General features: G+C 67.0%; 24 protein-coding genes. 17 read left to right on the forward strand and 7 right to left on the reverse strand.

Going from position 1 to position 24,666, the window contains the following annotated elements:
- Nucleotides 1-7: 7 nt before the first annotated feature.
- A complete protein-coding gene (glyQ, locus tag M2282_RS23960) occupies nucleotides 8-916 on the reverse strand; it encodes a glycine--tRNA ligase subunit alpha (protein ID WP_280811266.1) in 909 nt (302 codons plus the stop codon).
- 213 nt (nucleotides 917-1,129) lie between these two features.
- Between glyQ and M2282_RS23965 the strand changes: the two genes are divergently transcribed.
- Genes M2282_RS23965 through M2282_RS23975 form a run of 3 tightly spaced genes read left to right on the forward strand, consistent with a single transcriptional unit; the run spans nucleotide 1,130 to nucleotide 3,752 of the window.
- Nucleotides 1,130-2,098 (forward strand): diacylglycerol/lipid kinase family protein, encoded by a 969-nt coding sequence (locus M2282_RS23965; RefSeq protein ID WP_280811267.1) that lies wholly within the window; start codon nucleotides 1,130-1,132, stop codon nucleotides 2,096-2,098.
- Nucleotides 2,095-2,922 (forward strand): metallophosphoesterase family protein, encoded by an 828-nt coding sequence (locus M2282_RS23970; protein WP_280811268.1) that lies wholly within the window; start codon nucleotides 2,095-2,097, stop codon nucleotides 2,920-2,922. The genes M2282_RS23965 and M2282_RS23970 overlap by 4 nt, the downstream gene beginning before the upstream one ends.
- Nucleotides 2,923-2,933: 11 nt before the next feature.
- Nucleotides 2,934-3,752 carry a phosphatase PAP2 family protein gene (locus M2282_RS23975; RefSeq protein WP_280811269.1) on the forward strand — a complete coding sequence of 273 codons (819 nt, stop codon included), beginning with the start codon at nucleotides 2,934-2,936 and terminating at the stop codon, nucleotides 3,750-3,752.
- 7 nt (nucleotides 3,753-3,759) lie between these two features.
- On the opposite strand, the gene M2282_RS23980 is transcribed toward M2282_RS23975, so the two are convergent.
- On the reverse strand, nucleotides 3,760-4,830 hold the full coding sequence (locus M2282_RS23980) for an asparaginase (RefSeq protein WP_280811270.1): 1,071 nt from the start codon (nucleotides 4,828-4,830) through the stop codon (nucleotides 3,760-3,762).
- A 184-nt stretch (nucleotides 4,831-5,014) separates the two neighbouring features.
- Here M2282_RS23980 and M2282_RS23985 point away from each other — a divergent pair, with 184 nt between their 5' ends.
- A complete protein-coding gene (locus tag M2282_RS23985) occupies nucleotides 5,015-5,698 on the forward strand; it encodes a TetR family transcriptional regulator C-terminal domain-containing protein (RefSeq protein ID WP_177224980.1) in 684 nt (227 codons plus the stop codon).
- Here the strand turns inward: M2282_RS23985 and M2282_RS23990 are convergent.
- Entirely contained in the window at nucleotides 5,682-6,623 is a 942-nt protein-coding gene (locus M2282_RS23990) for a LysR family transcriptional regulator (RefSeq protein WP_280811271.1), read from the reverse strand. The genes M2282_RS23985 and M2282_RS23990 overlap by 17 nt on opposite strands.
- Before the next feature lie 113 nt (nucleotides 6,624-6,736).
- On the opposite strand from M2282_RS23990, the gene M2282_RS23995 reads away from it, so the two are divergent.
- From M2282_RS23995 to M2282_RS24030, 8 genes are all read left to right on the forward strand, one after another.
- Nucleotides 6,737-7,963 (forward strand): MFS transporter, encoded by a 1,227-nt coding sequence (locus M2282_RS23995; protein ID WP_280811272.1) that lies wholly within the window; start codon nucleotides 6,737-6,739, stop codon nucleotides 7,961-7,963.
- Nucleotides 7,964-8,070: 107 nt separating this feature from the next.
- Nucleotides 8,071-8,658 (forward strand): NAD(P)H-dependent oxidoreductase, encoded by a 588-nt coding sequence (locus tag M2282_RS24000; RefSeq protein WP_280811273.1) that lies wholly within the window; start codon nucleotides 8,071-8,073, stop codon nucleotides 8,656-8,658.
- Nucleotides 8,655-9,926 carry an amidohydrolase family protein gene (locus M2282_RS24005; RefSeq protein ID WP_280811275.1) on the forward strand — a complete coding sequence of 424 codons (1,272 nt, stop codon included), beginning with the start codon at nucleotides 8,655-8,657 and terminating at the stop codon, nucleotides 9,924-9,926. Before M2282_RS24000 ends, M2282_RS24005 begins: the two co-directional genes overlap by 4 nt.
- Before the next feature lie 19 nt (nucleotides 9,927-9,945).
- Nucleotides 9,946-10,809 (forward strand): creatininase family protein, encoded by an 864-nt coding sequence (locus tag M2282_RS24010; RefSeq protein WP_280811276.1) that lies wholly within the window; start codon nucleotides 9,946-9,948, stop codon nucleotides 10,807-10,809.
- Nucleotides 10,810-10,870: 61 nt separating this feature from the next.
- Nucleotides 10,871-11,857 carry an ABC transporter substrate-binding protein gene (locus M2282_RS24015; protein ID WP_280811277.1) on the forward strand — a complete coding sequence of 329 codons (987 nt, stop codon included), beginning with the start codon at nucleotides 10,871-10,873 and terminating at the stop codon, nucleotides 11,855-11,857.
- Nucleotides 11,858-11,870: 13 nt separating this feature from the next.
- Nucleotides 11,871-12,701 carry an ABC transporter ATP-binding protein gene (locus tag M2282_RS24020; protein ID WP_280811278.1) on the forward strand — a complete coding sequence of 277 codons (831 nt, stop codon included), beginning with the start codon at nucleotides 11,871-11,873 and terminating at the stop codon, nucleotides 12,699-12,701.
- A complete protein-coding gene (locus M2282_RS24025; protein ID WP_280811279.1) occupies nucleotides 12,698-13,504 on the forward strand; it encodes an ABC transporter permease in 807 nt (268 codons plus the stop codon). The genes M2282_RS24020 and M2282_RS24025 overlap by 4 nt, the downstream gene beginning before the upstream one ends.
- Nucleotides 13,505-13,527: 23 nt before the next feature.
- Nucleotides 13,528-14,892, forward strand: a complete 1,365-nt coding sequence (locus M2282_RS24030; RefSeq protein ID WP_280811280.1) for an FAD-binding oxidoreductase — start codon at nucleotides 13,528-13,530, stop codon at nucleotides 14,890-14,892.
- A gap of 6 nt (nucleotides 14,893-14,898) precedes the next feature.
- Here the strand turns inward: M2282_RS24030 and lnt are convergent, their stop codons facing one another.
- The 4 genes from lnt to M2282_RS24050 form a co-directional block, all read right to left on the reverse strand.
- Entirely contained in the window at nucleotides 14,899-16,470 is a 1,572-nt protein-coding gene (gene lnt, locus M2282_RS24035; RefSeq protein WP_280811281.1) for an apolipoprotein N-acyltransferase, read from the reverse strand.
- Nucleotides 16,470-17,348: an HlyC/CorC family transporter gene (locus tag M2282_RS24040; RefSeq protein WP_013543777.1), complete on the reverse strand. Its 879-nt coding sequence runs from the start codon at nucleotides 17,346-17,348 to the stop codon at nucleotides 16,470-16,472. The genes lnt and M2282_RS24040 overlap by 1 nt, the downstream gene beginning before the upstream one ends.
- A gap of 79 nt (nucleotides 17,349-17,427) precedes the next feature.
- A complete protein-coding gene (locus M2282_RS24045) occupies nucleotides 17,428-18,156 on the reverse strand; it encodes a GNAT family N-acetyltransferase (protein WP_280811282.1) in 729 nt (242 codons plus the stop codon).
- A 108-nt stretch (nucleotides 18,157-18,264) separates the two neighbouring features.
- Nucleotides 18,265-18,738, reverse strand: a complete 474-nt coding sequence (locus M2282_RS24050; protein WP_093442092.1) for an Lrp/AsnC family transcriptional regulator — start codon at nucleotides 18,736-18,738, stop codon at nucleotides 18,265-18,267.
- Nucleotides 18,739-18,883: 145 nt separating this feature from the next.
- Between M2282_RS24050 and hppD the strand changes: the two genes are divergently transcribed.
- From hppD to M2282_RS24075, 5 genes are all read left to right on the forward strand, one after another.
- Nucleotides 18,884-20,011 (forward strand): 4-hydroxyphenylpyruvate dioxygenase, encoded by a 1,128-nt coding sequence (hppD, locus tag M2282_RS24055; RefSeq protein ID WP_280811283.1) that lies wholly within the window; start codon nucleotides 18,884-18,886, stop codon nucleotides 20,009-20,011.
- A 37-nt stretch (nucleotides 20,012-20,048) separates the two neighbouring features.
- A complete protein-coding gene (locus M2282_RS24060; RefSeq protein WP_280811284.1) occupies nucleotides 20,049-20,852 on the forward strand; it encodes a transporter substrate-binding domain-containing protein in 804 nt (267 codons plus the stop codon).
- A 19-nt stretch (nucleotides 20,853-20,871) separates the two neighbouring features.
- A complete protein-coding gene (gene phhA, locus M2282_RS24065; protein WP_280811285.1) occupies nucleotides 20,872-21,750 on the forward strand; it encodes a phenylalanine 4-monooxygenase in 879 nt (292 codons plus the stop codon).
- 107 nt (nucleotides 21,751-21,857) lie between these two features.
- Entirely contained in the window at nucleotides 21,858-23,549 is a 1,692-nt protein-coding gene (locus M2282_RS24070; protein ID WP_280811286.1) for an AMP-binding protein, read from the forward strand.
- On the forward strand, nucleotides 23,550-24,482 hold the full coding sequence (locus M2282_RS24075; RefSeq protein WP_280811287.1) for an MBL fold metallo-hydrolase: 933 nt from the start codon (nucleotides 23,550-23,552) through the stop codon (nucleotides 24,480-24,482).
- Nucleotides 24,483-24,666: the final 184 nt, after the last annotated feature.

Genomic DNA, 24,666 nt, shown 5'->3' on the forward strand with positions numbered 1-24,666 from the left:
TCATCGCTCAGGCAGCTTTCTTCGGGGGCATCTGCGCAACCCATTCCCGCGGCGCCATCGGGAAGCCCAGGCGCTCGCGGCTGTCGTAGTAGCTCTGCGCCACGCTGCGCGCGAGGTTGCGGATGCGGCCGATATAGGCCGCGCGCTCGGTCACGCTGATCGCGCCGCGCGCATCGAGCAGGTTGAAGCTGTGCGCGGCTTTCAGCACCTGCTCGTAGGCCGGCAGCGCGAGCTGCTCGGTCATGAGGTGCTTGGCCTGCTTCTCGTGCGCGTTGAAGGCGGTGAAGAGAAATTCGGCGTCGCTGTGCTCGAAGTTGTAGGCCGACTGTTCGACTTCGTTCTGGTGATAGACGTCGCCGTAGGTCACGCCCGGCGCCCATTCCAGTTCGTAGATGCTTTCCTTCTGCTGCAGGTACATCGCGAGGCGTTCAAGCCCGTAGGTGATCTCGCCGGTGATCGGCTTGCAGTCGATGCCGCCGACCTGCTGGAAGTAGGTGAACTGCGTCACTTCCATGCCGTTGAGCCAGACCTCCCAGCCCAGGCCCCAGGCGCCGAGCGTGGGGTTCTCCCAGTCGTCTTCGACGAAGCGGATGTCGTTCTTCTTCAGGTCGAAGCCCAGGGCTTCGAGGCTGCCCAGGTAGAGCTCCAGGATGTTGCTGGGCGCCGGCTTCAGCACGACCTGGTACTGGTAGTAATGCTGCAGGCGGTTGGGGTTCTCGCCGTAGCGGCCGTCCTTGGGGCGGCGGCTGGGCTGCACGTAGGCGGCTTTCCAGGGCTCTGGGCCGAGGGCCCGCAGGAAGGTGGCGGTGTGCGAAGTGCCCGCGCCGACCTCCATGTCGTACGGTTGCAGCAGCGCGCAGCCTTGGTCGGCCCAGTACGACTGCAATTTGAGAATGATTTGCTGGAAGGTCAACATGAAGCTGGCCGGTGTGGACCGGGCATTGGACGGTAGCGCGGCGATGCGCCGCGAAAGCGGACGATTTTACGGGCGGAGGGCAACTCTCCCACAGCCGGGCGGGATGCCGGCCGCTCGCGCCGGCCGGGCCGGTGTGCGACAACCGTGGGCCGGCCGCACGCAGCAGCCCCTCGCACGGTCCTCCGCGGCCTCGCCTTTCCCAGCCCTACACACATGCAACCGCCCCACATCGGCCCGAATGCCCCGTTCTTCATCGTGCTCAATGCCGGCTCCGGCAGCGAGAGCGCCGCCGAGGCCCGCCGCGTCATCGAGGAGGGCTTTGCCGCGGACGGCCGCAGGCACCGCATCTTCCTGGTCGACGGCCCCGGCCGGTTGCAGGCCCTGGCGCGCGAAGCCGTCGAGCGCGCCCGCGCCGTGGGCGGCGTGGTGGTGGCCGCGGGCGGCGACGGCACCATCAACGCGGTGGCACAGGCCACGCTGGGCAGCGGCTGCGCCTTCGGGGTGCTGCCGCAGGGCACCTTCAACTATTTCAGCCGCACCCACGGCATTCCGCGCGACACGGCCGAGGCGATGCAGGTGCTGCTGAGCGAACAACCGCGGGCGGTGCAGGTGGGGCTGGTCAACGACCGGGTGTTTCTCGTGAACGCCAGCATGGGCCTGTACGCCGAACTGCTGGAAGAGCGCGAGACCTACAAGGCGCGCTACGGCCGCAGCCGCTGGATCGCGTTCTTCGCGGGCCTCCTGACGGTGATGCGCGGCCGCCACCGCCACTGGAACCTGCGCATGGCCTGGCGCGGGCAGGAAAAGGACATCCGCACGCCGACGCTCTTCGTGGGCAACAACCCGCTGCAACTGCTGCAGGTGGGCATCGAGCATGCCGATGCACCGGAGCAAGGGCAGCTGGCGGCCATCGCGCTCAAGCCGGTGGGCGTGCTGGCCATGCCCGGCCTGCTGGTGCGCGGCGCGCTCGGCAAGCTGGGCAACGCAGACCAGGTGCTGAGCTTCCCCTTCGAATCGATGACGGTGAAGGCCGGCCGCCTGCGTGCGCCGCGCCGCGTGAAGGTGGCGACCGATGGCGAGATCGCCTGGACCGAGATGCCGCTCCTGTTTCGCGTATCGCCCGAGCCGCTGTGGCTGGTGCGGCCCGACGTCGCGCCCGAGCTGGAGGCGGCCAAGCAATGAGCGCCTGCCTGCTGCAGATCTCCGACCCGCATTTCGGCACCGAGCAGCCCGAGGTGCTGCAGGCGCTCGAGCGGTTCGCACAGGCGCTGGCGCCGCAGGTGGTGGTGCTGTCGGGCGACATCACGCAGCGCGCCACGCGCGTGCAGTTCGCGGCGGCGCGCGCCTTCGTCGACCGGCTCGCGGCGCCCGCGAAGCTCGTCGTTCCGGGCAATCACGACATTCCGCTGTTCCAGCTCGCGGCACGCTGCTTCTCGCCCTACGGCCGGTACAAGGAGGCCTTCGGCGACGACCTGGAGCCAGTGTTCGAGTCCGACGAATGGCTGGTCGTCACCGTGAACACCACGCGCTGGTACCGGCACGAAGACGGCGTGGTGTCGCCCGCGCAGGTCGAGCGGGTGGCGGCGCGCCTCGCGGCAGCGGCGCCCTCGCAGCTGCGCGTGGTGGTCACGCATCAGCCCGTGATGGTCACGCGGCAGGAAGACATGTCGAACCGGCTGCACGGACGCGAGCGGGCCGTGGCGCGCTGGTCGGAGGCGGGTGTGGACCTGATCCTGGGCGGCCACATCCACCTGCCCTATGTGCGCTCGCTGCACGACGCCTTCTCGGGCTGCAAGCGCACCGCGTTCGCTGTGCAGGCGGGCACGGCGGTGTCGCATCGCGTGCGCGCCGGCTTTCCGAATTCGGTGAACGTGGTGCGGCTGGACATGGCCGACGGAACGCGCGCCTGCCGCGTGGAACGCTGGGACTACGCAGCCGCCGGCAAAGCCTTCGAGTGCGCCAAAGTATTCCCGCTTTCGCTTGCCAGCGGCACGGCGCTCCCTTAGGGTGCGGCCGCATGTCGTTGGAAGCTCCCCCTCTTGTTCTCCTCGCCCAGCAACTCGGCGCCCATGCGCTCGGCTGGTTTTTCTCTGTCTGGACCGCATCGGTGCTCGGCGCCGGCGCCATCTGCTGGACGCTGCAGCGCCGCCACTTCAGGGCCCGCGATGCCGAGGAGCCCAGCGAGCCGCGCATTGCGCTCGGGCTTGCGGCGGGTTTCCTGCTGATCCTCGCGGCGGCGAGCGTGTTCGCCTGGATCGCCTCGAACCTCTCCGACGGGCATTCGATGGGCCAGGCCGACCAAGCGCTGGCCGATGCCATCGGCACCCATGTGCCGTGGGCGGCGCTGGTCGCGTTCAGCTGGCTCACGCACCTGGGCGACTTCGCCTTTCTTGCGCCGGTGTGCCTGGTCGTCGCCGCCCTGCTGTGGCGCCATGCGCACCGGGGCCTTGCGCTGGGCTGGGTGCTCGCGCTCGGCGGCATCGTGGTGCTGAACCCCGCGCTCAAGCACATCTTCGAGCGGGCCCGGCCGGTGCACGACCACGGGCTGGCCTTCGAGACGAGCTTCAGCTTCCCGAGCGGCCACAGCGCGGGCGCGATCGTGAGCTATGGAATGCTGCTGTACCTGGCGTTGCGCACGCTGCCGGCGCGCTGGCATGTGCCGGCGGCCATGGCGGCCATGGCGGCCATCCTGACCATCGCCTGCAGCCGCATCTTTCTGCAGGTGCACTTTGCAAGCGATGTGGCGGCCGGCCTCTTGACCGGCTTCGCCTGGCTGCTCGTGTGCGTGAGCAGCCTGGAATACGCGCGGCACCGCAAGCGCCGCGCCGCGCGCTGATCGGGGATCAATATTCCCAGAAGATCCGCTGCAGGTCTTTGGTGTTGTTGGTCTTGGTGAGAGCCACCATCGCCAGGATGCGCGCCTTCTGCGGGCGCAGGTCGTGCGCCACCACCCAGTCGTACTTGTCGTCGGGCTGCTCGGCATTGCGGATCACGAAGCCGTCAGGCACGCGCGAGCTGCGGATCACGATCACGCCGTCGGTGCGTGCCTTCTGCAGGTTCGGAACGATCCGGTCGGCCACCGAGCCATTGCCCGTGCCGCCGTGGATCAGCGCCTTGGCGCCGCTCCTGGCGATCGCGTCGATGGCCACCGACGACACGCCTTCGTAGCCCATGGCGATCTCGACCGGCGGCAGCGCGTTGATGCTGTCGATGTCGAACTCGGAGTTCATGGTGTGGCGCTTGACCGGCGCGCGGAACCAGTAGTTCTTGCCCTCGACGATCATGCCCAGCGGACCCCATTGGCTGGAGAAGGCGCTGGTCTTGATGTTGACGTTCTTGCTCACGTCGCGGCCGCTGTCGATGTTGTCGCCCATCGTCACCAGCACGCCCTTGCCCACGGCGTCCTTGCTGCCCGCCACGTTGACCGCGTCGTACAGGTTGAGCGCGCCGTCGGCCGAGAGGGCCGTGCCCGGACGCATCGAGCCGACCACCACGATCGGCTTGTTGGTGTGCACGGTGAGCGTGAGGAAGTAGGCGGTTTCTTCCAGCGTGTCAGTGCCATGGGTGATGACGATGCCGTCCACGTCCGACTGCTTCGATAGCGCCGAGACGCGCTTGGCCAGCGTCAGCAGGTTGTCGTTGGTGAGGCTTTCCGATGCGACCTGGAACACCTGCTCGCCGCGCACGTTGGCGACCTTGGCGAGTTCGGGCAGGCCGGCGATGAGCTTGTCGACGCCGACCTTGGCGGCCGCGTAGGTGGCGCTGTTGACGGCCGAGGCGCCGGCGCCGGCGATGGTGCCGCCGGTGGCGAGGATCACCACATTCGGCAGCGCCTGCTGGGCCTGCGCGATGGCGCTGGCTGCAAGCAGGGCGGCGCCCGCGGCGAAGGCCCGGAAACGGGGAGAAAGGTACATGGAAGACTCCTTGGTCTGAGGTGAATGTCTGGAAGCGGCGAGGAAGATACATGAACCATGCCCGCATGCGCTGCCTCGCCATGCAGGCACTGCATGTGGCCATGCCTTCGGCATGGCGTGGCGCCATGCGCCAAGGATTACCATCGGCCGGGCGCCACGCCGCCGCCCTCCCAGCTGACCCCGCATGACCTCCGACACCGCCGCCCTGCCCCCCGCCACCGCCCAGGAAATGCCCGCCCCCGACGGCCCGCTGTCGCGCGCCCGCCCGGGGCGCGAGCGCATCATGGCCGCCATCCGCACAGCGGCGGTGGCCGAGTTCAGCCTGCATGGGCTCAAGGGCACCTCGACCCAGGCCATTGCCGCGCGCGCCGGCCTCACCAAGCCCCAGCTGCACTACTACATCGCCGGCAAGGAGGAGCTCTACGAAGAGCTGCTGATGCAGGTGCTGCACGCCTGGAAGGTGGTGTTCTCGTTCGAGGACGCGAGCGACCCGGCCACCGTGCTGGGCGACTACATCCGCAAGAAGCTGGACCACGCCATCGACAGCCCCGAGATGTCGCGCATCTTCACCCGCGAGATCCTCGACGGCGGCCGCAACCTCGACCGCTACTGGCCCAATGCCCGCGCCTGGACGCAGAAGAAGGTGGACATCATCAACGGCTGGATCGCGCGCGGGCAGATGCGCCCGCTCGATGCGCGCATCCTGCTGATGCACATCTGGGCCATGACCCAGAGCTACGCCGACTACGCGATCCAGACGCGCGTGATGCTCGGCCTGCCGCCCGATGCGCCCATCGACCGCGAGCCGATCGCGCGCGAGCTGGTGGCCTTCGTGCTGGGCGGCTGCGGCATCAAGGCGACGCCCTGACTTCCCAGGCCCGGCCCGTCGGGTCGGCCATCGCGAGCCGCACCATCTCGATGAAGCGGCGCAGCCGCGCCGGCTGGAAGCGCGCGGGCGAATAGGTCAGGTACACCGGCAGCGGCGCCGCATGCCATTGCGGCACCAGCTGCACCAGCCGGCCGGCGGCGATGTCGTCGTTCATGAGCCAGGCCGAGCCGATGCAGGCGCCGAGCCCCATGACGGCCGCGCTGTGCAGCGCATACAGGCTGTCGGTGCTCATGCGCGGACGGATCGGCACGCGCGCGACTTCGCCGGTCGGCCGGTGCGTGAGCTGCACCTCGTTGCGGTAGAAGGTGCGCAGCGCGAGCCAGGGCAGTTCGGCCAGTTCCGATGCATGCGCAGGCGGCGGGTGCCCTTGCAGCACCGACGGCGCAGCGACCACCACGCGCGGCACCTCCGAGAGCTTGATCGCGATGGCCATGGTGTCGGTCACTTCACCGACGTGGATCGCGCAATCGACCCCCTCGGCGATGAAGTCGGGCCGGCGGTCGTGCAGCAGCCATTCGACCGACACCCGCGGATAGGCACGCAGGTAGTCGGCCAGCGGCCCGACCAGCAGCAGTTGCCCCAGCGCATGCGGCGCCACCACGCGCAGCGTGCCTTCGGGCTCGTCGCCCACGCCGCGAAGGTCGGCCTCGAAGGCGCGCCAGCTGGCGATCAGTTCCCTGGCGCCCTCGTAGCAACGCTCGCCGTCTTCGGTGAGCTTCATGGCATGCGTGGAGCGGCGCAGCAGCCGCACGCCGAGCGAGCGCTCCAGCGCCTGCAGCCGGCGGCTCACCGTGGGCTGGGTCGCACCCATCCGCACCGCGGCGGCCGAGAGGCTGCCGGCCTCGACGATATGGACGAAGGTCTGCATCAACTCGATGCGGTCGGCGGCGGGTGGATTCGGCATGGCCTGGCTCTTTATGCGTACTGCGTATGGGCATTGTGCGATCTGCGGGACTACCAAGCCAGCCTGCACAGGCGCACATTTCAACCCTCGCTTGAAAACTCAGGGTTATCACCATGTCTTCCATTCAAACAATGCATGCCCACGAAGGCGCAGCGCCGGACAGCCCCGCGCTGCCGACCTCGCTGGTCCTGCTGCTGGCCACCGCCGCGGGCCTGGCGGTGGCGTCGCTCTACTACGCGCAGCCGATGCTCGGCGTGCTGGGCGCCGACATCGGCGCTTCCACCGGCGCGGTCGGCTTCATTCCGACGCTGACGCAGCTGGGCTACGCGCTCGGCATCCTGCTGCTGGCGCCGCTGGGCGACCGCTTCGACCGGCGCCGCATCGTGCTGATCAAGGCAGCCGCCCTGTGCGCCGCGCTGCTGGTGGCCGGCGCGGCACCGTCTATCGGCGTGCTGCTCGCCGCCAGCCTGGCCATCGGGCTTGCGGCCACGATGGCGCAGGACATCGTGCCCGCCGCCGCCACGCTCGCGCCCGAAGCCTCGCGCGGCAAGACCGTCGGCACAGTGATGACGGGGCTGCTGCTGGGCATCCTGCTGTCCCGGGTGGTGAGCGGCTTCGTGGCCGAGCACTTCGGCTGGCGCGCGATGTTCATCGCGGCGGCGGCCAGCATCGCGCTCATCGGCGCGGCCGCATGGCGCGGGCTGCCGCGCTTCCGGCCGACCACGCACCTGGCCTATGGCGCGCTGCTCGGTTCGCTGGGCACGCTGTGGTCGCGCCATGGCGCGCTGCGCCGCGCCGCCCTGGCGCAGGCGCTGCTGGCAGTGGGCTTCAGCGCGTTCTGGTCGACGCTGGCGGTGATGCTGCACGGCGAGCCCTTCCACCTGGGCAGCGCGGCGGCGGGTGCCTTCGGGTTGGCTGGCGCAGCGGGGGCGCTCGCAGCGCCACTGGCTGGGCGCCTCGCCGACCGGCGCGGGCCGCAGTTGGTGACGCGCCTGGGCGCCGGGCTGGCGGTGCTGTCGTTCGCAGCCATGGGGCTCGCGCCGCTGATGCTGCCGCACGCCCAGCTCTGGCTGCTGGCGCTCGCGGCCGTCGGCTTCGACCTGGGACTGCAGGCCACGCTGATCGCGCACCAGACCATCGTCTACGGCATCGAGCCCGGTGCGCGCAGCCGGCTCAACGCGGTGCTGTTCACCAGCATGTTCATCGGCATGGCGGCAGGCTCGGCGCTGGGCGCGCTGGCGCTCGCGCAGTGGGGATGGGCCGGCGTGACCTGGCTGGCCACCGGCACGGCGATGGCGGCACTGGCGGTGCGGCTGCTGCCGGCGCCGCGCAGGGCCTGACGACTCGCGCCTGAAGCCTGGGCCGCCAGCCCCCTTCCGGTGCATCCGGACTGGCACGTCGCTTGCATAACCTGACCACTTGCTCTGATTAAGCGGTCAAACACACCATGCGCGTGCTCGTCGTCTATTGCCATCCGGTCGAAACCAGCTTCCATGCGGCCCTGCACCAGGAAGTGCTGAAGAACCTGCGCGCGGCCGGCCACGAGGTGGACGACTGCGACCTGTACGCCGAAGGGTTCGATCCGGTGCTGTCGCGCGAGGAGCGGCTGGGCTACCACGACGTGCCGGCCAACCAGTTGCCGCTCAAGCCCTACGTGGAGCGGCTGCAGTGGGCCGAGGGCATCGTGTTCTGTTTTCCGACCTGGTGCTTCGGGCTGCCGGCGATGCTCAAGGGCTACTTCGACCGGCTCTTCATGCCGGGCGTGGCCTTCGACATCAGCGACCCGGCCAACGTGAAGCCGATGCTCACGCACATCAAGCGCATCAGCGCCGTCGTCACGTACGGCCGTCCGCGCTGGGTGGCCATGTACATGGGCGACCCGCCGCGAAAGATCGTCACGCGCTACATGAAGCGGCTGACGGGCCACGGCGCCAAGGTGGACTACCACGCCCACTACCACATGAACGTGGCAACCGAGCCCCAGCTCAAGCGCTTCATGGCGCGGGTCGGCCAGGCGATGGCGCGCTTCGCATGAACGCGCCCACCGTGCTCGACAACGCGCGCCTGCCGCGCTGGCTGCTGCCCTCCGACTGGCCGGAGCGCGACGGCGTGCCGGTGCTGGCGCGCATCGCGCTCGACGCGGGCCGCGTTCAATCGGTGCAGTCGGCCGACAAGGCCGAGCCCGTCCCCGAAAGCTGGGACCTCGCGGGCACCCTCGTGCTCCCCGGCTTCGTCGACGCCCACACGCACCTCGACAAGGCGTTCACGCTCCCCCGCATGAAGCATGTGCAGCCGGGCCTGCTCGGCGCCATCGACGCGATGCTCGCCGACCGCGTGCACTGGAGCCCCGCCGATGTGCGCGAGCGCGCCGCGCGCGGCCTGCAGTGGGCCTGGGAATGCGGCACCACGCATGTGCGCACGCACGTCGACTGGTGGGAGCCCGATGCGGTGCCGCTCGCCTGGCCGGTGCTGGCCGAGCTCGCAGAGGAATGGGCCGGCAAGGTGCGGCTGGAGCAGGTGAGCCTCATCAAGCTGCCGCTGTTCGAAGACGCGGCACAGGCGCTGCGCCTCGCGAAGCAGGTCAAGGCCACTGGGCCGCACGCGCTGCTCGGCGGCTTCGTGCATTCGACCAACTGGAGCGAGAACGCACTGCGCAACCTGCTGAATGCGGCGCAGGCCTGCGACCTCGACATCGACCTGCACGTCGATGAGGAACTCAACGCTTCGGCGGTCGGCCTCAAGACCACCGCGCGCCTGCTGCGCGAGATCGGCTTCGAAGGCCGCGTGGTCTGCGGCCACATCTGCGCGCTCGCGGCGCAGCCTGAATCGCAGGCCTTCGCCACGCTCGATGCGGTGGCGCGCGCACCGATCACCGTGGTCTCGCTGCCCGCGACCAACCTGCTGCTGCAGGACGCGGTGACGGGCCGCACGCCGCGCCTGCGCGGCATCACGCTCGTAAAGGAAATTCGCGAGCGCGGCATTCCGCTGCTGTTCGCGAGCGACAACGTGCAGGACCCGTTCTGCCGCCTCGGCAGCTTCGACCCGGTCGAAGCGCTGGGCACGGCCGCGCTCGTTGCGCAACTCGACGAACCGTTCGACAACTGGTCCCAGGCGCTGTGCCGCAGCGACTGGCTGCAGCGCGCGCCCGCCACGACGGCGCCCACGCTGGTCGGCGCGAAAGCCGACCTGGTGCTGTTCACGCAGGCCGACCGCCATGGCTGGCCCTCGCGCACCGCCACCCGCGTGGTGCTGCGCGACGGCCGCGTGACGCACGGCGATGCGACACCCTTCTCTCCCAAGTAAAGAACACGCAAGGACTCCCATGCTCCACGGCTACATCCCGCCCCACCGCTTCCTGCCCTACCTGAGCTGGACCGAAATCGCCGCGCTGCCCGACCGCGAGAACACCGTCATCGTGCTGCCCTGCGGTGCCATCGAGCAGCACGGGCCACACCTGCCGTGCTCAGTCGATAGCGTGATCGCCTCGGGCGTGATGGGCAAGGCGCTCGAGAAGCTGCCCGCCGAAGTGCGCGCCTTCGCGCTGCCCACCATCACCTACGGCAAGTCGGAAGAGCACCTGCACTTTCCGGGCACGATGACGCTGACCGGCACCACGCTGCTCTCGACCGTGACCGAGATCGGCGAATCGGTCTACCGCGCGGGTTTTCGCAAGCTGCTGTTCGCCAACGGCCACGGCGGCCAGCCGCAGGTGCTGGAGATGGCGGCGCGCGAACTGCGGCTGCGGCACGGCGACTACGTGGTGGTGCCGCACGGCGTGTCGCGCCTGCCGAATGCGTCGAGCAAGCAGATCAGCGACCAGGAAAAGCGCCTGTCGATGCACGCTGGCCATTCCGAGACCGCGCTGATGCTCGCGCTCGCGCCCGACACGGTGCACATGGAGCGTGCGGCGGCCAACTTTCCGCCGCCCTTCCCGATCAAGCTGCTGTCGGCCGATGGCCGCCCGGCCTGCGCATGGACCGCGCGCGACTTCGGCCCGAGCGGCGTGATCGGCGATCCGACCAGCGCCACGCGCGAACAGGGCATCGAGATCCTGGAGACGCTCTCGGACAGCTGGGTGCAGGCGCTGACCGAGTTGCATGCGCTGCGCTGGGTGGTGCGCGAGGAGCCCACATGGGAGCGCGGCCATCAGCAAGGTTTCATCCAGCAAAGCTACGAGCCCGCCTGAGGCGCGCTCCTTGCATCGGCTTCATTCTTCTTTTTCATCCAGCCTTCGAGAGGTCCCCACCATGCGTTCCTTCGCTCTTTCCCTGGCCGGCGCCGCCGCGCTGTCGCTCCTCACGGCCGTCGCACCCGCACAGGCCCAGGACAAGTTCACCTACATGACCAACTGGTACGCGCAGGCCGAGCACGGCGGCTTCTACCAAGCGCTGGCGCAGGGCATCTACAAGAAGTACGGCCTGGACGTCACCATCAAGATGGGCGGCCCGCAGGTCAACATCACGCAAATGATGGCGGCCGGCCAGGCCGACTGCATCATGGGTTCGAGCGACATCCAGATGATGCAGGTGCGCGAAGGCGGCGTGCCGGTGGTCAACGTCGCGGCCTTCTTCCAGAAGGACCCGCAGGTGCTGATCGCGCACGACGACGTGAAGAAGTTCGAAGACCTGAAAGGCAAGACGCTCCTGATCGGCGCGCAGGCCAACCGCGGCTACTGGCCGTGGCTGAAGGCCAAGTTCGGCCTCGTCGACGAACAGACGCGCCCCTACACCTTCAACATCCAGCCCTTCGTGGCGGACAAGAACACCGCGCAGCAGGGCTACCTGACCTCCGAGCCCTACGCGATTCAAAAGGCCGGCGTGAAGAGCACGGTGCTGATGTTCAGCGACCACGGTTTCCCCGCCTACGCGACCACGGTGTCGTGCATGGAGAAGACGGTGAAGGACCGCAGCAAGCAGGTCGCCGCGTTCGTGAAGGCCTCGGCCGAGGGCTGGAAGAGCTACCTCGCCGACCCGGCGCCCGCCAACGCGCTCATCAAGAAGGACAACCCCAACATGACCGACGACCAGTTGGCCTACAGCGTGGCCAAGCTCAAGGAGATGGGCATGGTCACCGGCGGCGACGCGGCCAAGTTGGGCATCGGCGTGATGACGGATGCACGCTCGAAGGCGAGCTACGACTTTCTCGTGAGCGCGAAATTGCTAGATCCCGCGAAGGTCGAATTGGCGAAGACCTACACGACGGAATTCGTGAAAGACGCCAAGGTCCTGCCCTGAACTTCCGCGCCCCATGAACCGCATCGAACCTCACACCCTCGCCCCACCGACCGCGCCCGCCGTGCCCGCGGTGGAAGTGCTCTCGGCCGAGAAGACCTACCCCAACGGCACGCAGGCGCTGCTGCCGGTGGACCTGTCGATCGCCGAGGGCGAGTTCGTCACGCTGCTGGGCCCCTCGGGCTGCGGCAAGAGCACGCTGCTGAAGATGGTGGCGGGCATGCTGGAGCCGAGCGACGGACGGCTGCTGGTGTGGCGCAAGCCCGTGAGCCAGTTGCACGACAGCGCGCGGCGCATGTCCTTCGTGTTCCAGTCGCCCACGCTGATGCCGTGGGCCAGCGTGCAGACCAACGTGCGGCTGCCGCTGGACCTGGCCGGCGTGCCGCGCAAGGAGGCCGATGCGCGGGTGATGGAATCGCTCGCGCTTGTGGGGCTGGAGAAGTTCGCCGGCGCGCTGCCGCGTGCGCTTTCGGGCGGCATGCAGATGCGGGTGTCGATTGCGCGCGGACTGGTCACGCAGCCCGACCTGCTGCTGATGGACGAACCCTTCGGCGCACTCGACGAGATCACGCGCCACAAGCTCGATGCCGACCTGCTCGAGCTCTGGCGCAAGAAGAAGCTCACGGTGATCTTCGTGACGCACTCGATCCATGAGGCGGTGTTCCTGTCGAGCCGCGTGGTGATGATGGCCGCGCGGCCGGGGCGCGTGGTGGAGCAGTTCCAGATCGACGAGCCGTATCCGCGCCATGCCGACTTCATGGTGACGCCCGAGTTCGCTCGCTACGCCAAGCGCCTGCAGGACAGCCTGCTGCGCGCGAGTCAGGGCGACGAGGAGCACGCGCGATGAAGCAGCGCACGCCCCTCTTGAACCAGCCGCGCGTGCAGCGCGTGCTGTACCCGGTGCTGATCGGCGTCGTGCTGGTCGCACTCTGGCAATGGATGGTGGTGGCGATGGAGCTGCCGCCTTACCTCGTGCCCTCGCCGTATCTGATGATGCAGACGCTGGTGACCGACTGGGTGCCGCTGGGCAACGCGCTGCTGGTCACGCTCAAGATCACGGTGCTGTCATTCGCGCTGGCGACGGTGGCGGGCGTGCTGATCTCGTTCCTCTTCGTGCAGAGCAAGCGCATCGAGACTGCCCTCTTCCCGTATGCGGTGCTGCTGCAGGTGACGCCCATCGTGGCGGTGGCGCCGCTGATCATCATCTGGGTGAAGAACCCGGTGGCCGCGATGACGGTGTGCGCGGCGCTGGTGGCGCTGTTCCCGATCATCAGCAACACCACGCTGGGGTTGCGCAGCATCGACCCCGACCTGCAGAGCTACTTCAAGCTGAACCGCGCGACGCGCTGGCAGCAGCTGGTGCGGCTGCGCATTCCGAGCGCGCTGCCGTACTTCTTCGGGGGCCTGCGCATCTCCAGCGGCCTGGCGCTGATCGGCGCGGTGGTGGCGGAGTTCGTTGCGGGCACCGGCGGCTCGGGCGCGGGGCTGGCGTACCAGATCCTGCAGGCGGGCTTCCAGCTGAACATTCCGCGCATGTTCGCGGCCCTGCTGCTGATCTCGCTGACCGGCGTGGCGCTCTTCGTGCTGATGGCCTGGCTCACCAAGGTGGCGCTGGGCTCGTGGCATGCGAGCGAACTTTCCCAAGACTGACATTGCAGACATTCACGACGACCATGAACGCTCCCGTTTCCGCCATCGAGCAATTGCTGCTCGAACTGCCCGACCTCGACTGGATCACCGACGAAGGGCGCGTCACGCGGCTCTCGCAGGATTTCTCGTGGTTCAGCCCCGTGCTGAACCGCCAGCTGAAAGACAAACGCGCTGATGTGGTCGTGCGCCCGCGCAGCGAGGACGAGATCCGCGCCGTGGTGGGTGCGTGCGCGCGGCGCGGCGTGCCGATCGTCATCCGCGGCAGCGGCACCGGCAACTACGGCCAGACCACGCCGCTCGCGGGTGGCGTGGTGCTCGACATGACGGGCTACAACGCATGCCTCTGGGTGCAGCCCGGCGTGGCGCGCGCGCAGGCCGGCATCCGGCTCGGCGAACTGGAGAAGCAGACCAAGCCCACGGGGCAGGAGATGCGCTGCGTGCCGTCGACCTACCGCAGCGCGACGCTCGGCGGCCTGTTCGGCGGCGGCTTCGGCGGCGTGGGCTCGATCAACTACGGGCCGCTGGGCGCGCCCGGGAATGTGCTCGGCATCCGCGCGATGACCATCGAGGCGGAGCCGCAGGTGGTCGAGCTGCGTGGTGCCGAGGCGATGCGCATGCATCACCTGTGGGGCACCAACGGGCTCGTGCTGGAGCTGGAGATCGCATTGGCGCCCGCGCATCCGTGGCTCGAAACGCTGGTGACTTTCGACGACTTCGAGAACGCGTTGCACTTCGCCGACAAGCTCGCGAACGGGCCGGGCATCGTGAAGCGCGAGATCGCTTTTTTTGCAGCGCCCATCTCCGATCACCTCGCGCAGCTCGCGGCGCATCTGCCCAAGGGATGCCACACGGTGCTGTCGCTGGTGGCGGAATCGTGCGAGCCGGCCCTGCTGCAACTGGTCGAGGCGCACGGCGGCACCGTGGGTTATCGCAAGACCGCGGCCGAAGTGCAGAAGAGCAACCGCACGCTGATGGAATTCACCTGGAACCACACGACGCTGCATGCGCTGAAAGTGGACCCGACGCTCACCTACCTGCAGAGCGGGTTCATCCCCGGCAAGCACGTCGAGCAGATCATCGAGATGGAAAAGCTGCTGGGCGGCGAGGTGATGATGCACATCGAGTTCATCCGCAATGTCGCCGGGCTCATGACCTGCAGCGGGCTTCAGCTGGTGCGCTTCAGCACCGAGGAGCGGTTGGCCGAGATCATCGACATCCACCGCGCGCACAACGTGCACATCAACAACCCGCACGTGAACATCGTGGAAGACGGCAAGGCCGGCGGAGCGCTGCCGCCCGAGGTCATCGCGGTGAAGAAACGCTTCGATCCGATGGGCCTGCTGAACCCGGGCAAGCTGCGCGACTGGCCGGTGCAGCCGGCGGCCTGAGCTCGCTCAGCGTCGGCGCCGGCTCATCGCGAAGGCGATGCCGACGATGGCGAGCATTGCGATCCACAGCGGCCACAGGCCGAACGGCGCCACCCAGCGCGCATAAGGCGTGAGCCCGGTGCGGCCTTCGACCGTGGCTTCGAGCACGCCGCGCGTGAGGCGGGGCAACTGGTGCGTCACGCGGCCTTCGGCGTCGATGACGACGGTGGCGCCGGTGTTCGTGGCGCGCACCATCGGCCGCGCGAATTCGAGCGCGCGCATGCGCGAGATCGCCAGGTGCTCGTCGATGGCGACCGAGTCGCCGAACCACGCGATGTTGCTCACGTTCAGCATGACGGTGGGCGCGGTCGCCTCGTCGCGGAAGTTCGCACCGATCTCGTCGCCGAACAAGTCTTCGTAGCAGATGTTCGGCGCGATGCGCTGGCCCTGCCAGACGAACGGCGCCTGCGCGAGGCCGCCGCGCTGGAAGTCGCCGAGCGGGATGTTCATCATCTGGATGAACCAGCGAAAGCCCGGCGGAATGAATTCGCCGAAGGGCACGAGGTGGTGCTTGCTGTACTGGTACGGCTCTGTGGCGCCGGGCTGGAAGCCGAGCACCGCATTGCTGTAGCCGCCGCGCCCGCCTAGCGGCAGGCCGACGATGGCCGCCTGCGTGCCGTTGCTGTAGCGCGCCTGGATCGCTTCGAGGTAACCGGCGGGCAACTGCTGGGGCAGCAGGGGCACGGCGGTTTCGGGCGTGACAACGAGCGAGGCCTTGGCATCGCGCAGTTGCTCGCCGTACCAGCGCAGGGCGGTTTCGATGCCGCCGCCGGGGATGAATTTCTCGTCCTGCGGGATGTTGCCTTGCAGCAGGGCGACCTGGAGGCTGCCGCTGCTGGCGCCGCGCAGCGACGGCGCGAGGTGCGGGAAGCCGAACACCAGCGCGATCAGCACCAGTCCCGACACGATCTCGGCGCGGCGCGCGACCGAGCCCAGCGCGATGAGCCCCATCACGAGCGCTGCAACGGCACCGATGCCGTAGACGCCGATCCACGGCGCCCACGCAGCGAGCGGACCCTCCACATGCGCATAGCCGCCCGCGCCCCAAGGGAAGCCGGTGAACCAGCTGCCGCGCACGAGTTCGGCGAGCGTCCAGAGCGCCGCGAAGACCAGCGCCCCCGTCACGCGCCCCTTCGGACCGCGCACCACGAACCATGCGGACGCCACGGCGTAATAGAGCCCCAGTGCCGCCGCCAGCGCGAGCACGGCAATGGCGGCCAGCGGTGCAGGCAGCCCGCCGTAGGTGTGCATCGAAATGAACAGCCACCAGAAGCTGCCGGTGAGCCAGGTGGTCGAGAAGAGCCAGGCGTGAAGCCCGGCGCGGCGCCAGCCGGCGCGCTCTGCGCGGAGGCTGTCGAGCAGCCACACCAGCGCGCCAATCGAGAGAAGCTGAAGCCACCACAGCGGCCTTCCGTCGAGTGGCCAGGCGATCGACAGCGCCTGCGCCAGTCCGGCCAAGCCGAATCCGAGCAGCCGAAGCCAAGCCATCACTGGAGAAGCAGGCGAGATGCGCGCCGTCGCCGCTGCGGGCAGCGGCATCAGTCGGCCGCGTCGCCGCCGCGTGCCGGCGACACCTTGAACCAGCGCACCGCGCCGCCCTTGGTGTGCAGCACCACGAAGTCGAAGCCGCCCATCGCATGGTGCTCGCCGCGCTTGGGCACGTGGCCCATCTCGTGGGCGATCAGGCCGCCGATGGTGTCGAAGTCTTCGCTCAGCTGTTCTTCGTCGAAGGTGATGCCGAAGGCTTCGGCCACGCGCTCGATGGGCGTGTCGCCCGAGACGCGGTAGGTGTGATCGGCCAGGCCGAAGATGTCGCCCTCGTCCTCGGCGATGTCGAACTCGTCCTCGATCTCGCCGACGATCTGCTCGAGCACGTCCTCGATGGTGATGAGGCCGGCCACGCGGCCGAACTCGTCGATCACGATGGCCAGGTGGTTGCGGTTGCCGCGGAACTCGCGCAAGAGGTCGTTCAGGCCCTTGCTCTCGGGCACGAAGGTGGCCGGGCGCAGCAATGCGCGGATGTTCAGGCCCGGCGCGCGCTGCAGCTTGAGCAGGTCTTTCGCGAGCAGGATGCCGATGATGTTTTCTTTTTCACCCTCGTACACCGGGAAGCGCGAGTGCGCGGTGTCGATGATGAGGTGCAGGAGCGCGTCGAAGGGCGCGTCGATGTTCACCAGGTCCATGCGCGGCGCGGCGACCATCACGTCGCCGGCGGTCATGTCGGCCATGCGCAGCACGCCTTCGAGCATCACGCGCGACTCGGCGCCGATCACCTCGTTGTCCTCGGCGTCTGCCAGGGTTTCGATCAGCTCGTCGCGCGAGTCGGGACCGGGGTGGATGAATTCGGCAAGCTTTTGGAGGAAGCCGCGCTTGTCTTCCCGTTCTACGGGTGCGCGTTCAGGGTGAGGTTCGGCCACTGCGGGAGGGCGGAGTTGAGGAGGGGCAAGGATAACGGATTGCGTGTGACACGCTCTACCGCACGGCCTTCGGAGCGCCTCAGGGGGCGGATTTGCTCCGCGCGTCTCTCATGCCGCTGCGCACTTCCTGCAGGCTCGCGAGGAAGGTCCAGAACTGCTTGGCGCGGCTCTTCAGGGCGAAGTCGACGGCTGCGTAGTGTTCCAGCGAGATCTGGCTCATGCGGCTGTCGAAAGTGGCGATGGGCAGCTGCAAATGCGCTTCGGCCTCCGCACCGCTGCGCACCACGGTCGCGCCAGCGTTGCGGGCGATCTTGAGCATGGCGGCGTTTTCGCTCAGCGCATGGATGAAGAGCATGCCCACGCCCTCATTGCGGGCGACGACCACGGCACGCTCGAACAGGCGTGCGCCGTAGCCGCGGCCGCGGGCGTGCGCGGAGACCGAAACGCCGAATTCGGCGCAATCGCTGTGCTGGTCGCCGGGCGCGAAGGCCAGATGGGACATCGCAATCAGCTCGAGGCGGCGGTTGTAGATGCCGAACATCTCGTCGCGCTCGAAATCCAGGCTGTCGACATAGCGCTGGACCTGCTCGTCGGCTGCGGCGTAGCCGAAGCGCAAGTACCGGTCGTGGGGGGTCAGCGCCAGCAGGTGCTGCGCGATGCGCTCCCGCTCGCGCGGCCCGATCGAGCGGATCGGCACCATGACGGGCTGGGGCGAAGAGACAGCGCGTGGCTGGGTCTCAACCATCGGCGCTTTCAGGAAAGAGCCGAGGCCTAGAGACGCTTTGAGGAGGGTCTTGGCGGTAAGCATGGCTCGAATGTAAGGGTTTTCCCTTAATCATCAAGCCGACAGGGACACTCCAGGACACATTCGTGACCCAGTTCCAGGGCGCGTGGCGCCCGAGCAACCACTCTGTGGTTAAACAGGCACAGCTGTTGTGGCCTTGACACGGTCCAGCACGAAGCTGGTCTTGCAGTCTTCCACGCTGGGGTGCTTGAGCAGGGTGTCCATGATGAAACGGCTGTAGTGCGCCATGTCGGCCACCACGACGCGCAGCAGGTAGTCCATGTCGCCTGTCAGGGCCGCGCACTCCACCACCTCGGGCCATGTCTGCACGCTGGCGCGGAACAGGTCCATCGGATTGCGCTTGTGGCTCTCGGTGTGCTTTTCGAGCCGCACGTTGAGGTAGGCGGTCAGGCCCAGGCCGATCACCTCGGGGCGCACGAGGGCGACGTAGCGGTCGATCACCCCGCTTTCTTCCAGGCGCTTGACCCGCCGCAGCACCGCGCTGGGCGACAGGCTGACCTGCTCTGCGAGCTGGTCGTAAGTTGCGCGCCCGTCTGCTTGCAGCGTGCGCAGAATGAGCCTATCAATCTTGTCGAGTGCTTCCATGTCGCCATTTTTGCAGTTTTACTGCGCATTTGCCATCAAAGGCGCCCGACAACGCTGAAAACCTGAGCGGCATCCAACCTACATTGCAGCACTGGCCGATTTCGCCCTATTCATTCCTTCAAATCCCACCTTCCGGAGACCGCACATGAGCCAAGCCGACGCACCCGCCTTCACCCCTTGGGACAACCCCATGGGCACCGACGGCTTCGAATTCATCGAATACGCGGCACCGGACCCGGTCGCGATGGGCAAGGTCTTCGAGCGCATGGGCTTCACGGCCGTGGCCAAGCACCGCCACAAGAACGTGCTGCTGTACCGCCAGGGCACGATCAACTTCATTCTGAATGCCGAGCCCGATTCCTTCGCGCAGCGCTTTGCGCGCGAGCACGGCCCGAGCGTCTGCGCCATCGCCTTCCGCGTGCAGGACGCCAAGCAGGCCTACGAGCGCGCCACCGCGCTGGGCGCTTGGGGCTTCGCCGACAAGGCCGGCCCGGGCGAACTGAACATCCCCGCCATCAAGGGCGTGGGCGACAGCCTGATCTATCTGGTCGACCGCTGGCCCGGCAAGAACGGCGCGCAACCGGGTGATATCGGCAACATCGGCTTCTACGACGTCGACTTCGAGGCGCTGCCGGGCGTGTCGCCGCAGCAGGCGCTGTCGCCGGTGGGCAATGGCCTCACCTACGTCGACCACCTGACGCACAACGTGTACCGCGGCCGCATGAACGTGTGGGCCGGCTTCTACGAGAAGCTCTTCAACTTCCGCGAGATCAAGTACTTCGACATCGAAGGCCAGGTGACCGGCGTGAAGAGCAAGGCCATGACCAGCCCCTGCGGCAAGATCCGCATCCCGATCAACGAAGAGGGCAAGGAGCAGGCCGGCCAGATCCAGGAGTACCTGGACATGTACAAGGGCGAAGGCATCCAGCACATCGCGATGGGCTCGGACAACCTGTACGACACCGTCGATGCAATGCGTGCCAAGGGCGTCGTGCTTCTCGACACCATCGACACGTACTACGAACTGGTCGACAAGCGCATTCCGGAGCACGGCGAAAGCGTGGCCGAACTGAAGAAGCGCAAGATCCTGATCGACGGCAAGAAGGACGCGCTGCTGCTGCAGATCTTCAGCGAGAACCAGCTGGGCCCGATCTTCTTCGAGTTCATCCAGCGCAAGGGCGACGACGGCTTCGGCAACGGCAACTTCAAGGCGCTGTTCGAGAGCATCGAGCTCGACCAGATGCGCCGTGGCGTGCTGAGCGCCGCAAAATAACGGCCTCTTTCATCCCTTCATTTGCCCAGGAGTCCGCATGCGCAGCAGCACGTCTTCGATCGGTTTGACCTTCATCGCGGCGGCTGCCGCCGTTCTCTCGGGTTGCGCGATGGCGCCGGCGGCAACGCCGGTGGCCGCTTCGCACCTGGATGCGGTGCAGAAAGCCGCGGTGCTGCGCATCTGCACCCCGGGCGACTACAAGCCCTTCAGCTTCCAGAAGACCGATGCCTCGTTCGAAGGCATCGATGTCGACCTCATGACGGGCTTCAGCGCGAGCCTTGGCGCCAAGCCCGAGTGGGTCAAGACGACCTGGGCCAACCTGCTGCCCGATCTTGCCGCCGGCAAGTGCGACATCGCGGTGGGTGGCGTGTCGGTCACCACCGACCGGCAGAAGCGCGCCTTCTTCAGCACGCCCTACATGGTCAACGGCAAGACGCCGATCGCGCGCTGCGCCGACGTGGCCAAGTACCAGAGCGTGGCGGCGATCGATCAGCCGAGCACCCGCGTGATCTTCAATCCGGGCGGCAGCAACGAACGCTTCGCCCGTGCCAACTTCAAGCAGGCCAAGCTCACGCTGCACGGCGAGAACGTGACGATCTTCGATGAGATCCTCGCCAACCGCGCCGACGTGTTCGTGACCGAAGCGGCCGAGGCCATCACGCAGCAGAAGCTCAAGCCGGGCCTGTGCGCGGTGAATCCCGACAAGCCGCTGCAGTACGGCGAAATGGCCTGGATGCTGCCGCGCGACGACGTGGCCTTCAAGTCGTACGTCGACCAGTGGCTGCACCTGCAGCAGGCCGGCGGCGACTTCCAGCGCACGATGGACCGCTGGCTCAAATAACCAGAGAAACACAACCCCCATGGACACCCCTGCCGCCGCCGCTGTTGTCACTCCCGCCGTCTATGGCGCATCCGATCGCCCGCCGCGCGGCGACTACTCGCGCGGCGGCATGGTGCATGCCGACTACACCTGCCCGCAGGATTGGGCCAGCTACACGGCGGCCGATCACGACACCTACAAGCGGCTCTACGAGCGGCAGGCAGCGCAGTTGCCGGGCCTGGCCTGCGATGCGTTCATCAACGCGCTGCCGTCGCTCGGCGTGAAGGACCGCATCCCGCGCTTCGAGGAAATCAACGAGCGGCTGCACAAGGCCACGGGCTGGGAAATCGTTGCGGTGCCCGGGCTCATTCCGGAGCTGCCTTTCTTCACGCTGCTCGCGAACCGCAAGTTCCCGGTGACGGACTGGATCCGCAAGCCCGAGGAGTTCAACTACATCGTCGAGCCCGATGTGTTCCACGACCTCTTCGGCCATGTGCCGATGCTGTTCGACCCGACCTTTGCCGACTATGTGCAGCGCTATGGTGCCGGCGGCATCAAGGCGCACGAGCTGGGCGCGGGCGAGAAGCTCTCGCGGCTGTACTGGTACACGGTGGAGTTCGGCCTGATTCGCCAGACCGAAGGCCTGCGCGCCTACGGCGCCGGCATCCTCAGCTCGGTGGGCGAGTTGAAGCACGCGGTGCTCAGCGACGAACCGCGGCGCCTGCCGCTCGATCTGCTGCGCGCCATGCGCACGCGCTACAAGATCGACACCTACCAGGCCAACTACTTCGTGATCGAGAGCTTCGCGCAGCTCTTCGACCTCACGGCGCCCGACTTCACGCCGATCTACGACGCGCTGAAGGTGGAGGCCGACATCGAAGCCGGCGTGCTGCTGCCGGGCGAGACCGGCAAGGCCTGATCGCGCCTCATCTATCGCCTGCGCGACAGCGCATGCAGGCACCCTAGGACAAGCCCGCTGGCGGCTGGGAGTCACTGGCTCCCACAATCCGCGCCAAAGGAGCTTGCATGCAGACATCCGCGCGACAAAACTATCCGGCCGGGGTACCTCAGGAAATCGATCCCGAGCAATACCGGTCCCTGCCCCACATGTTCGAGGAGGCGTTCAGTCGCTACAAGAACCGGCCGTTCTCGGTCTGCATGGAGCGCTGGATGACCTACAGCGAACTCGACGTGCTCTCCAAGGCATTGGGCGCCTGGCTGCAGTCGAAGGGCCTCGAGCCTGGTGCGCGGGTGGCGATCATGCTGCCCAACATTCCGCAGTTCGCGGTCACGATGTGCGGCGTGCTGCGCGCTGGTTACACCTGCGTGAACGTGAATCCGCTCTACACCGCACGCGAGCTGGAGCACCAACTCAAGGACTCGGGCGCGACGGCGATCGTCATCCTCGAGAACTTCGCCTCGACGCTGGAGCAGGTGATCGAGCGCACGCCGGTCAAGCATGTGGTGATGACTTCGATGGGCGATCTGCTCGGTGGACTCTATGGCGCCTGGATCACGATTGCCGTGCGCCACCTGGCCAAGATGGTGCCGCCGTACAAGCTGCCGCTGAACGACGGGCGTACGGTGACGCCGTTCACACAGGCGATTTCCGAAGGACGCGGACGCACGCTGGCGGCCGATCAAAGCACGCTCGATTCGATTGCCTTCCTGCAGTACACCGGCGGCACGACCGGTTTGTCGAAGGGCGCGGTGCTGACCCATCGCAACATCGCGGCGGCGACGCTGCAGGCCGAGGCCTGGTTCACGCCGGCGCTGGCCCGTGCCGGCGACTTGGCAAAGGTCAACAGCATCGCGGCCCTTCCGCTGTATCACATTTTCGCGCTGACGCTCTGCCTGCTGGTGATTCGCCAGGGCTCGCACATGACGCTGATCCCGAACCCGCGCGACTTCGACAAGTTCATCGCGGTGCTGAAGAAGCGGCCGTTCCATATGCTGCCGGCGGTGAACACGCTGTTCAACGCGCTGCTGATGCATCCGGAGTTCAAGACGATCGACTTCTCGACGCTCTTCGTCTCGCAGGCTGGTGGCATGGCCGCGTCGGAAGGCACCGCGCGCAAGTGGTTCGAGGCGACGGGCTGCCCGATGATCGAAGGCTGGGGTATGAGCGAGACCTGCGCGATCGGCACGAACAATCCGGTGTCGAACACGGAGTTCACCGGCACCATCGGTCTGCCGCTGCCGAGCATCGAGATCGCGATCAAGGACGACGAGGGCAACTCGATGCCTGTCGGACAGTCGGGCGAGCTCTGTATCAAGGGCCCCAATGTGATGACGGGCTACTACAACCAGCCGGCCGAGACCGCCGCCGCGTTCACCGCCGATGGCTTCATGCGGACGGGCGATATCGCCGTGATGCAGGAAGATGGCTACAGCCGTATCGTCGACCGCAAGAAGGACATGATCCTGGTGAGTGGCTTCAACGTGTTCCCGAACGAGCTGGAGAACGTGATTTCGCTGTGCCCCGGGGTTGTCGAATGCGCGGCGGTGGGCGTGCCCGACGAGAAGCAGGGCGAGGCGATCAAGGTTTTCGTGGTGCGCAGGGACCCTAACCTGACCGAGGACGCGGTGCTGCAGTACTGCAATGGGCAGCTCACGGGCTATAAGCGGCCCAAGCACATCGAGTTTCGCGATTCCTTGCCGAAGACCAATGTCGGGAAGATTCTGCGGCGCGAGCTTCGCACCAGCGCGAGCGCCTGAATGAGCAACGCCACGGCGGGCGCCGGGTTGCTGGCGAATGTCGTTGTGTTCGAGCGGGGGTGGCTATCGTCGAACAACATCCTGTTTGTTGGGACAGACGGGACCGCGCTGGTCGACACCGGCTATGCGACGCACGCCGAGCAGACATTGGCATTGATCGAAGCGGCGTTGGGCGCCCGGACGCTCGACCGCGTGCTGAATACGCATTTGCACAGTGACCATTGCGGTGGGAACGCCGCGCTGCAGCAGCGTTATCCGGCACTTCGAACGGATATTCCCCCTGGGGAAGCGGCGCTGGTGGAGCACTGGGACGAGAGCGGCTTGAGTTTTCTTGCAACGGGGCAGACTTGTCCTCGTTTTCGGTTCACCGGACTGCTGCAACCTGGAACGGAATGCCTGCTTGGCGACAGTGCATGGGAAGTCCACAGTGCGCCTGGTCACGATCCCCACTCGATCATCCTGTTCGATCCGGCTTCGCGGACGCTGATTTCCGCAGACGCGCTGTGGGAGAACGGTTTTGGGATCGCATTTCCCGAACTGGCGGGCGAGCCGTCTTTCGGTGAAGTGGCCGCGACACTGAATCAGATCGAGAAGCTGGCACCCCTGCAGGTGATTCCTGGCCACGGTCGTGTGTTCAATGAAGTCGGTAACGCCTTGATCACCGCGCGCCGCCGTCTCGATGGACTGCAGCGCGATCCGGTGAAGCACGCCCGGCATGCGATCAAGGTGCTGATGAAGTTCAAGCTGCTGGAAATGCAGTACATCGCCCTCGAGGATTGGTCGAAATGGCTGCGAGCTACACCGTATCTGGACGCTATTCGTCTTCGTTTCTTTGCAGGAGAAGAATTGAATCAGCTGACCGAGGATATCCTGGCCGAATTGGTAGCCGTGGGTGCGGCGGAGATGGACGCTTGGGGTATTCGAAATACCTGAACCCCATCCGCTCGAAGTAGAAGAAGCACGTCATCCAAGGTGCACGCGCTTTTCAACTTTTCGATATTTGGGATTACAAAACATTGGTGCAAAGCAAAAAAACCCCAGTCAATGTTGACTGGGGTTTTCTGGGCTGTAAGAGCCTGACGATGACCTACTTTCACACGGGAACCCGCACTATCAT

The organism is Variovorax boronicumulans (assembly GCF_029892485.1).
Lineage (GTDB): Bacteria > Pseudomonadota > Gammaproteobacteria > Burkholderiales > Burkholderiaceae_C > Variovorax > Variovorax boronicumulans_B.

Excerpts from the sequence above, each read along its gene's own strand:
- M2282_RS23965 (WP_280811267.1), top strand. The coding sequence starts at position 1,130 with ATGCAACCGCCCCACATCGGCCCGAATGCCCCGTTCTTCATCGTGCTC.
- M2282_RS24005 (WP_280811275.1), top strand. The coding sequence starts at position 8,655 with ATGAACGCGCCCACCGTGCTCGACAACGCGCGCCTGCCGCGCTGGCTG.
- M2282_RS24070 (WP_280811286.1), top strand. The coding sequence starts at position 21,858 with ATGCAGACATCCGCGCGACAAAACTATCCGGCCGGGGTACCTCAGGAA.
- phhA (WP_280811285.1), top strand. The coding sequence starts at position 20,872 with ATGGACACCCCTGCCGCCGCCGCTGTTGTCACTCCCGCCGTCTATGGC.
- hppD (WP_280811283.1), top strand. The coding sequence starts at position 18,884 with ATGAGCCAAGCCGACGCACCCGCCTTCACCCCTTGGGACAACCCCATG.
- glyQ (WP_280811266.1), bottom strand. The coding sequence starts at position 916 with ATGTTGACCTTCCAGCAAATCATTCTCAAATTGCAGTCGTACTGGGCC.
- lnt (WP_280811281.1), bottom strand. The coding sequence starts at position 16,470 with ATGCCGCTGCCCGCAGCGGCGACGGCGCGCATCTCGCCTGCTTCTCCA.
- M2282_RS24050 (WP_093442092.1), bottom strand. The coding sequence starts at position 18,738 with ATGGAAGCACTCGACAAGATTGATAGGCTCATTCTGCGCACGCTGCAA.
- M2282_RS24060 (WP_280811284.1), top strand. The coding sequence starts at position 20,049 with ATGCGCAGCAGCACGTCTTCGATCGGTTTGACCTTCATCGCGGCGGCT.
- M2282_RS23985 (WP_177224980.1), top strand. The coding sequence starts at position 5,015 with ATGACCTCCGACACCGCCGCCCTGCCCCCCGCCACCGCCCAGGAAATG.
- M2282_RS24000 (WP_280811273.1), top strand. The coding sequence starts at position 8,071 with ATGCGCGTGCTCGTCGTCTATTGCCATCCGGTCGAAACCAGCTTCCAT.
- M2282_RS24045 (WP_280811282.1), bottom strand. The coding sequence starts at position 18,156 with ATGCTTACCGCCAAGACCCTCCTCAAAGCGTCTCTAGGCCTCGGCTCT.
- M2282_RS24010 (WP_280811276.1), top strand. The coding sequence starts at position 9,946 with ATGCTCCACGGCTACATCCCGCCCCACCGCTTCCTGCCCTACCTGAGC.
- M2282_RS24015 (WP_280811277.1), top strand. The coding sequence starts at position 10,871 with ATGCGTTCCTTCGCTCTTTCCCTGGCCGGCGCCGCCGCGCTGTCGCTC.
- M2282_RS24075 (WP_280811287.1), top strand. The coding sequence starts at position 23,550 with ATGAGCAACGCCACGGCGGGCGCCGGGTTGCTGGCGAATGTCGTTGTG.
- M2282_RS24020 (WP_280811278.1), top strand. The coding sequence starts at position 11,871 with ATGAACCGCATCGAACCTCACACCCTCGCCCCACCGACCGCGCCCGCC.
- M2282_RS23975 (WP_280811269.1), top strand. The coding sequence starts at position 2,934 with ATGTCGTTGGAAGCTCCCCCTCTTGTTCTCCTCGCCCAGCAACTCGGC.
- M2282_RS23995 (WP_280811272.1), top strand. The coding sequence starts at position 6,737 with ATGTCTTCCATTCAAACAATGCATGCCCACGAAGGCGCAGCGCCGGAC.
- M2282_RS24030 (WP_280811280.1), top strand. The coding sequence starts at position 13,528 with ATGAACGCTCCCGTTTCCGCCATCGAGCAATTGCTGCTCGAACTGCCC.
- M2282_RS23980 (WP_280811270.1), bottom strand. The coding sequence starts at position 4,830 with ATGTACCTTTCTCCCCGTTTCCGGGCCTTCGCCGCGGGCGCCGCCCTG.
- M2282_RS24025 (WP_280811279.1), top strand. The coding sequence starts at position 12,698 with ATGAAGCAGCGCACGCCCCTCTTGAACCAGCCGCGCGTGCAGCGCGTG.
- M2282_RS23990 (WP_280811271.1), bottom strand. The coding sequence starts at position 6,623 with ATGCCGAATCCACCCGCCGCCGACCGCATCGAGTTGATGCAGACCTTC.
- M2282_RS23970 (WP_280811268.1), top strand. The coding sequence starts at position 2,095 with ATGAGCGCCTGCCTGCTGCAGATCTCCGACCCGCATTTCGGCACCGAG.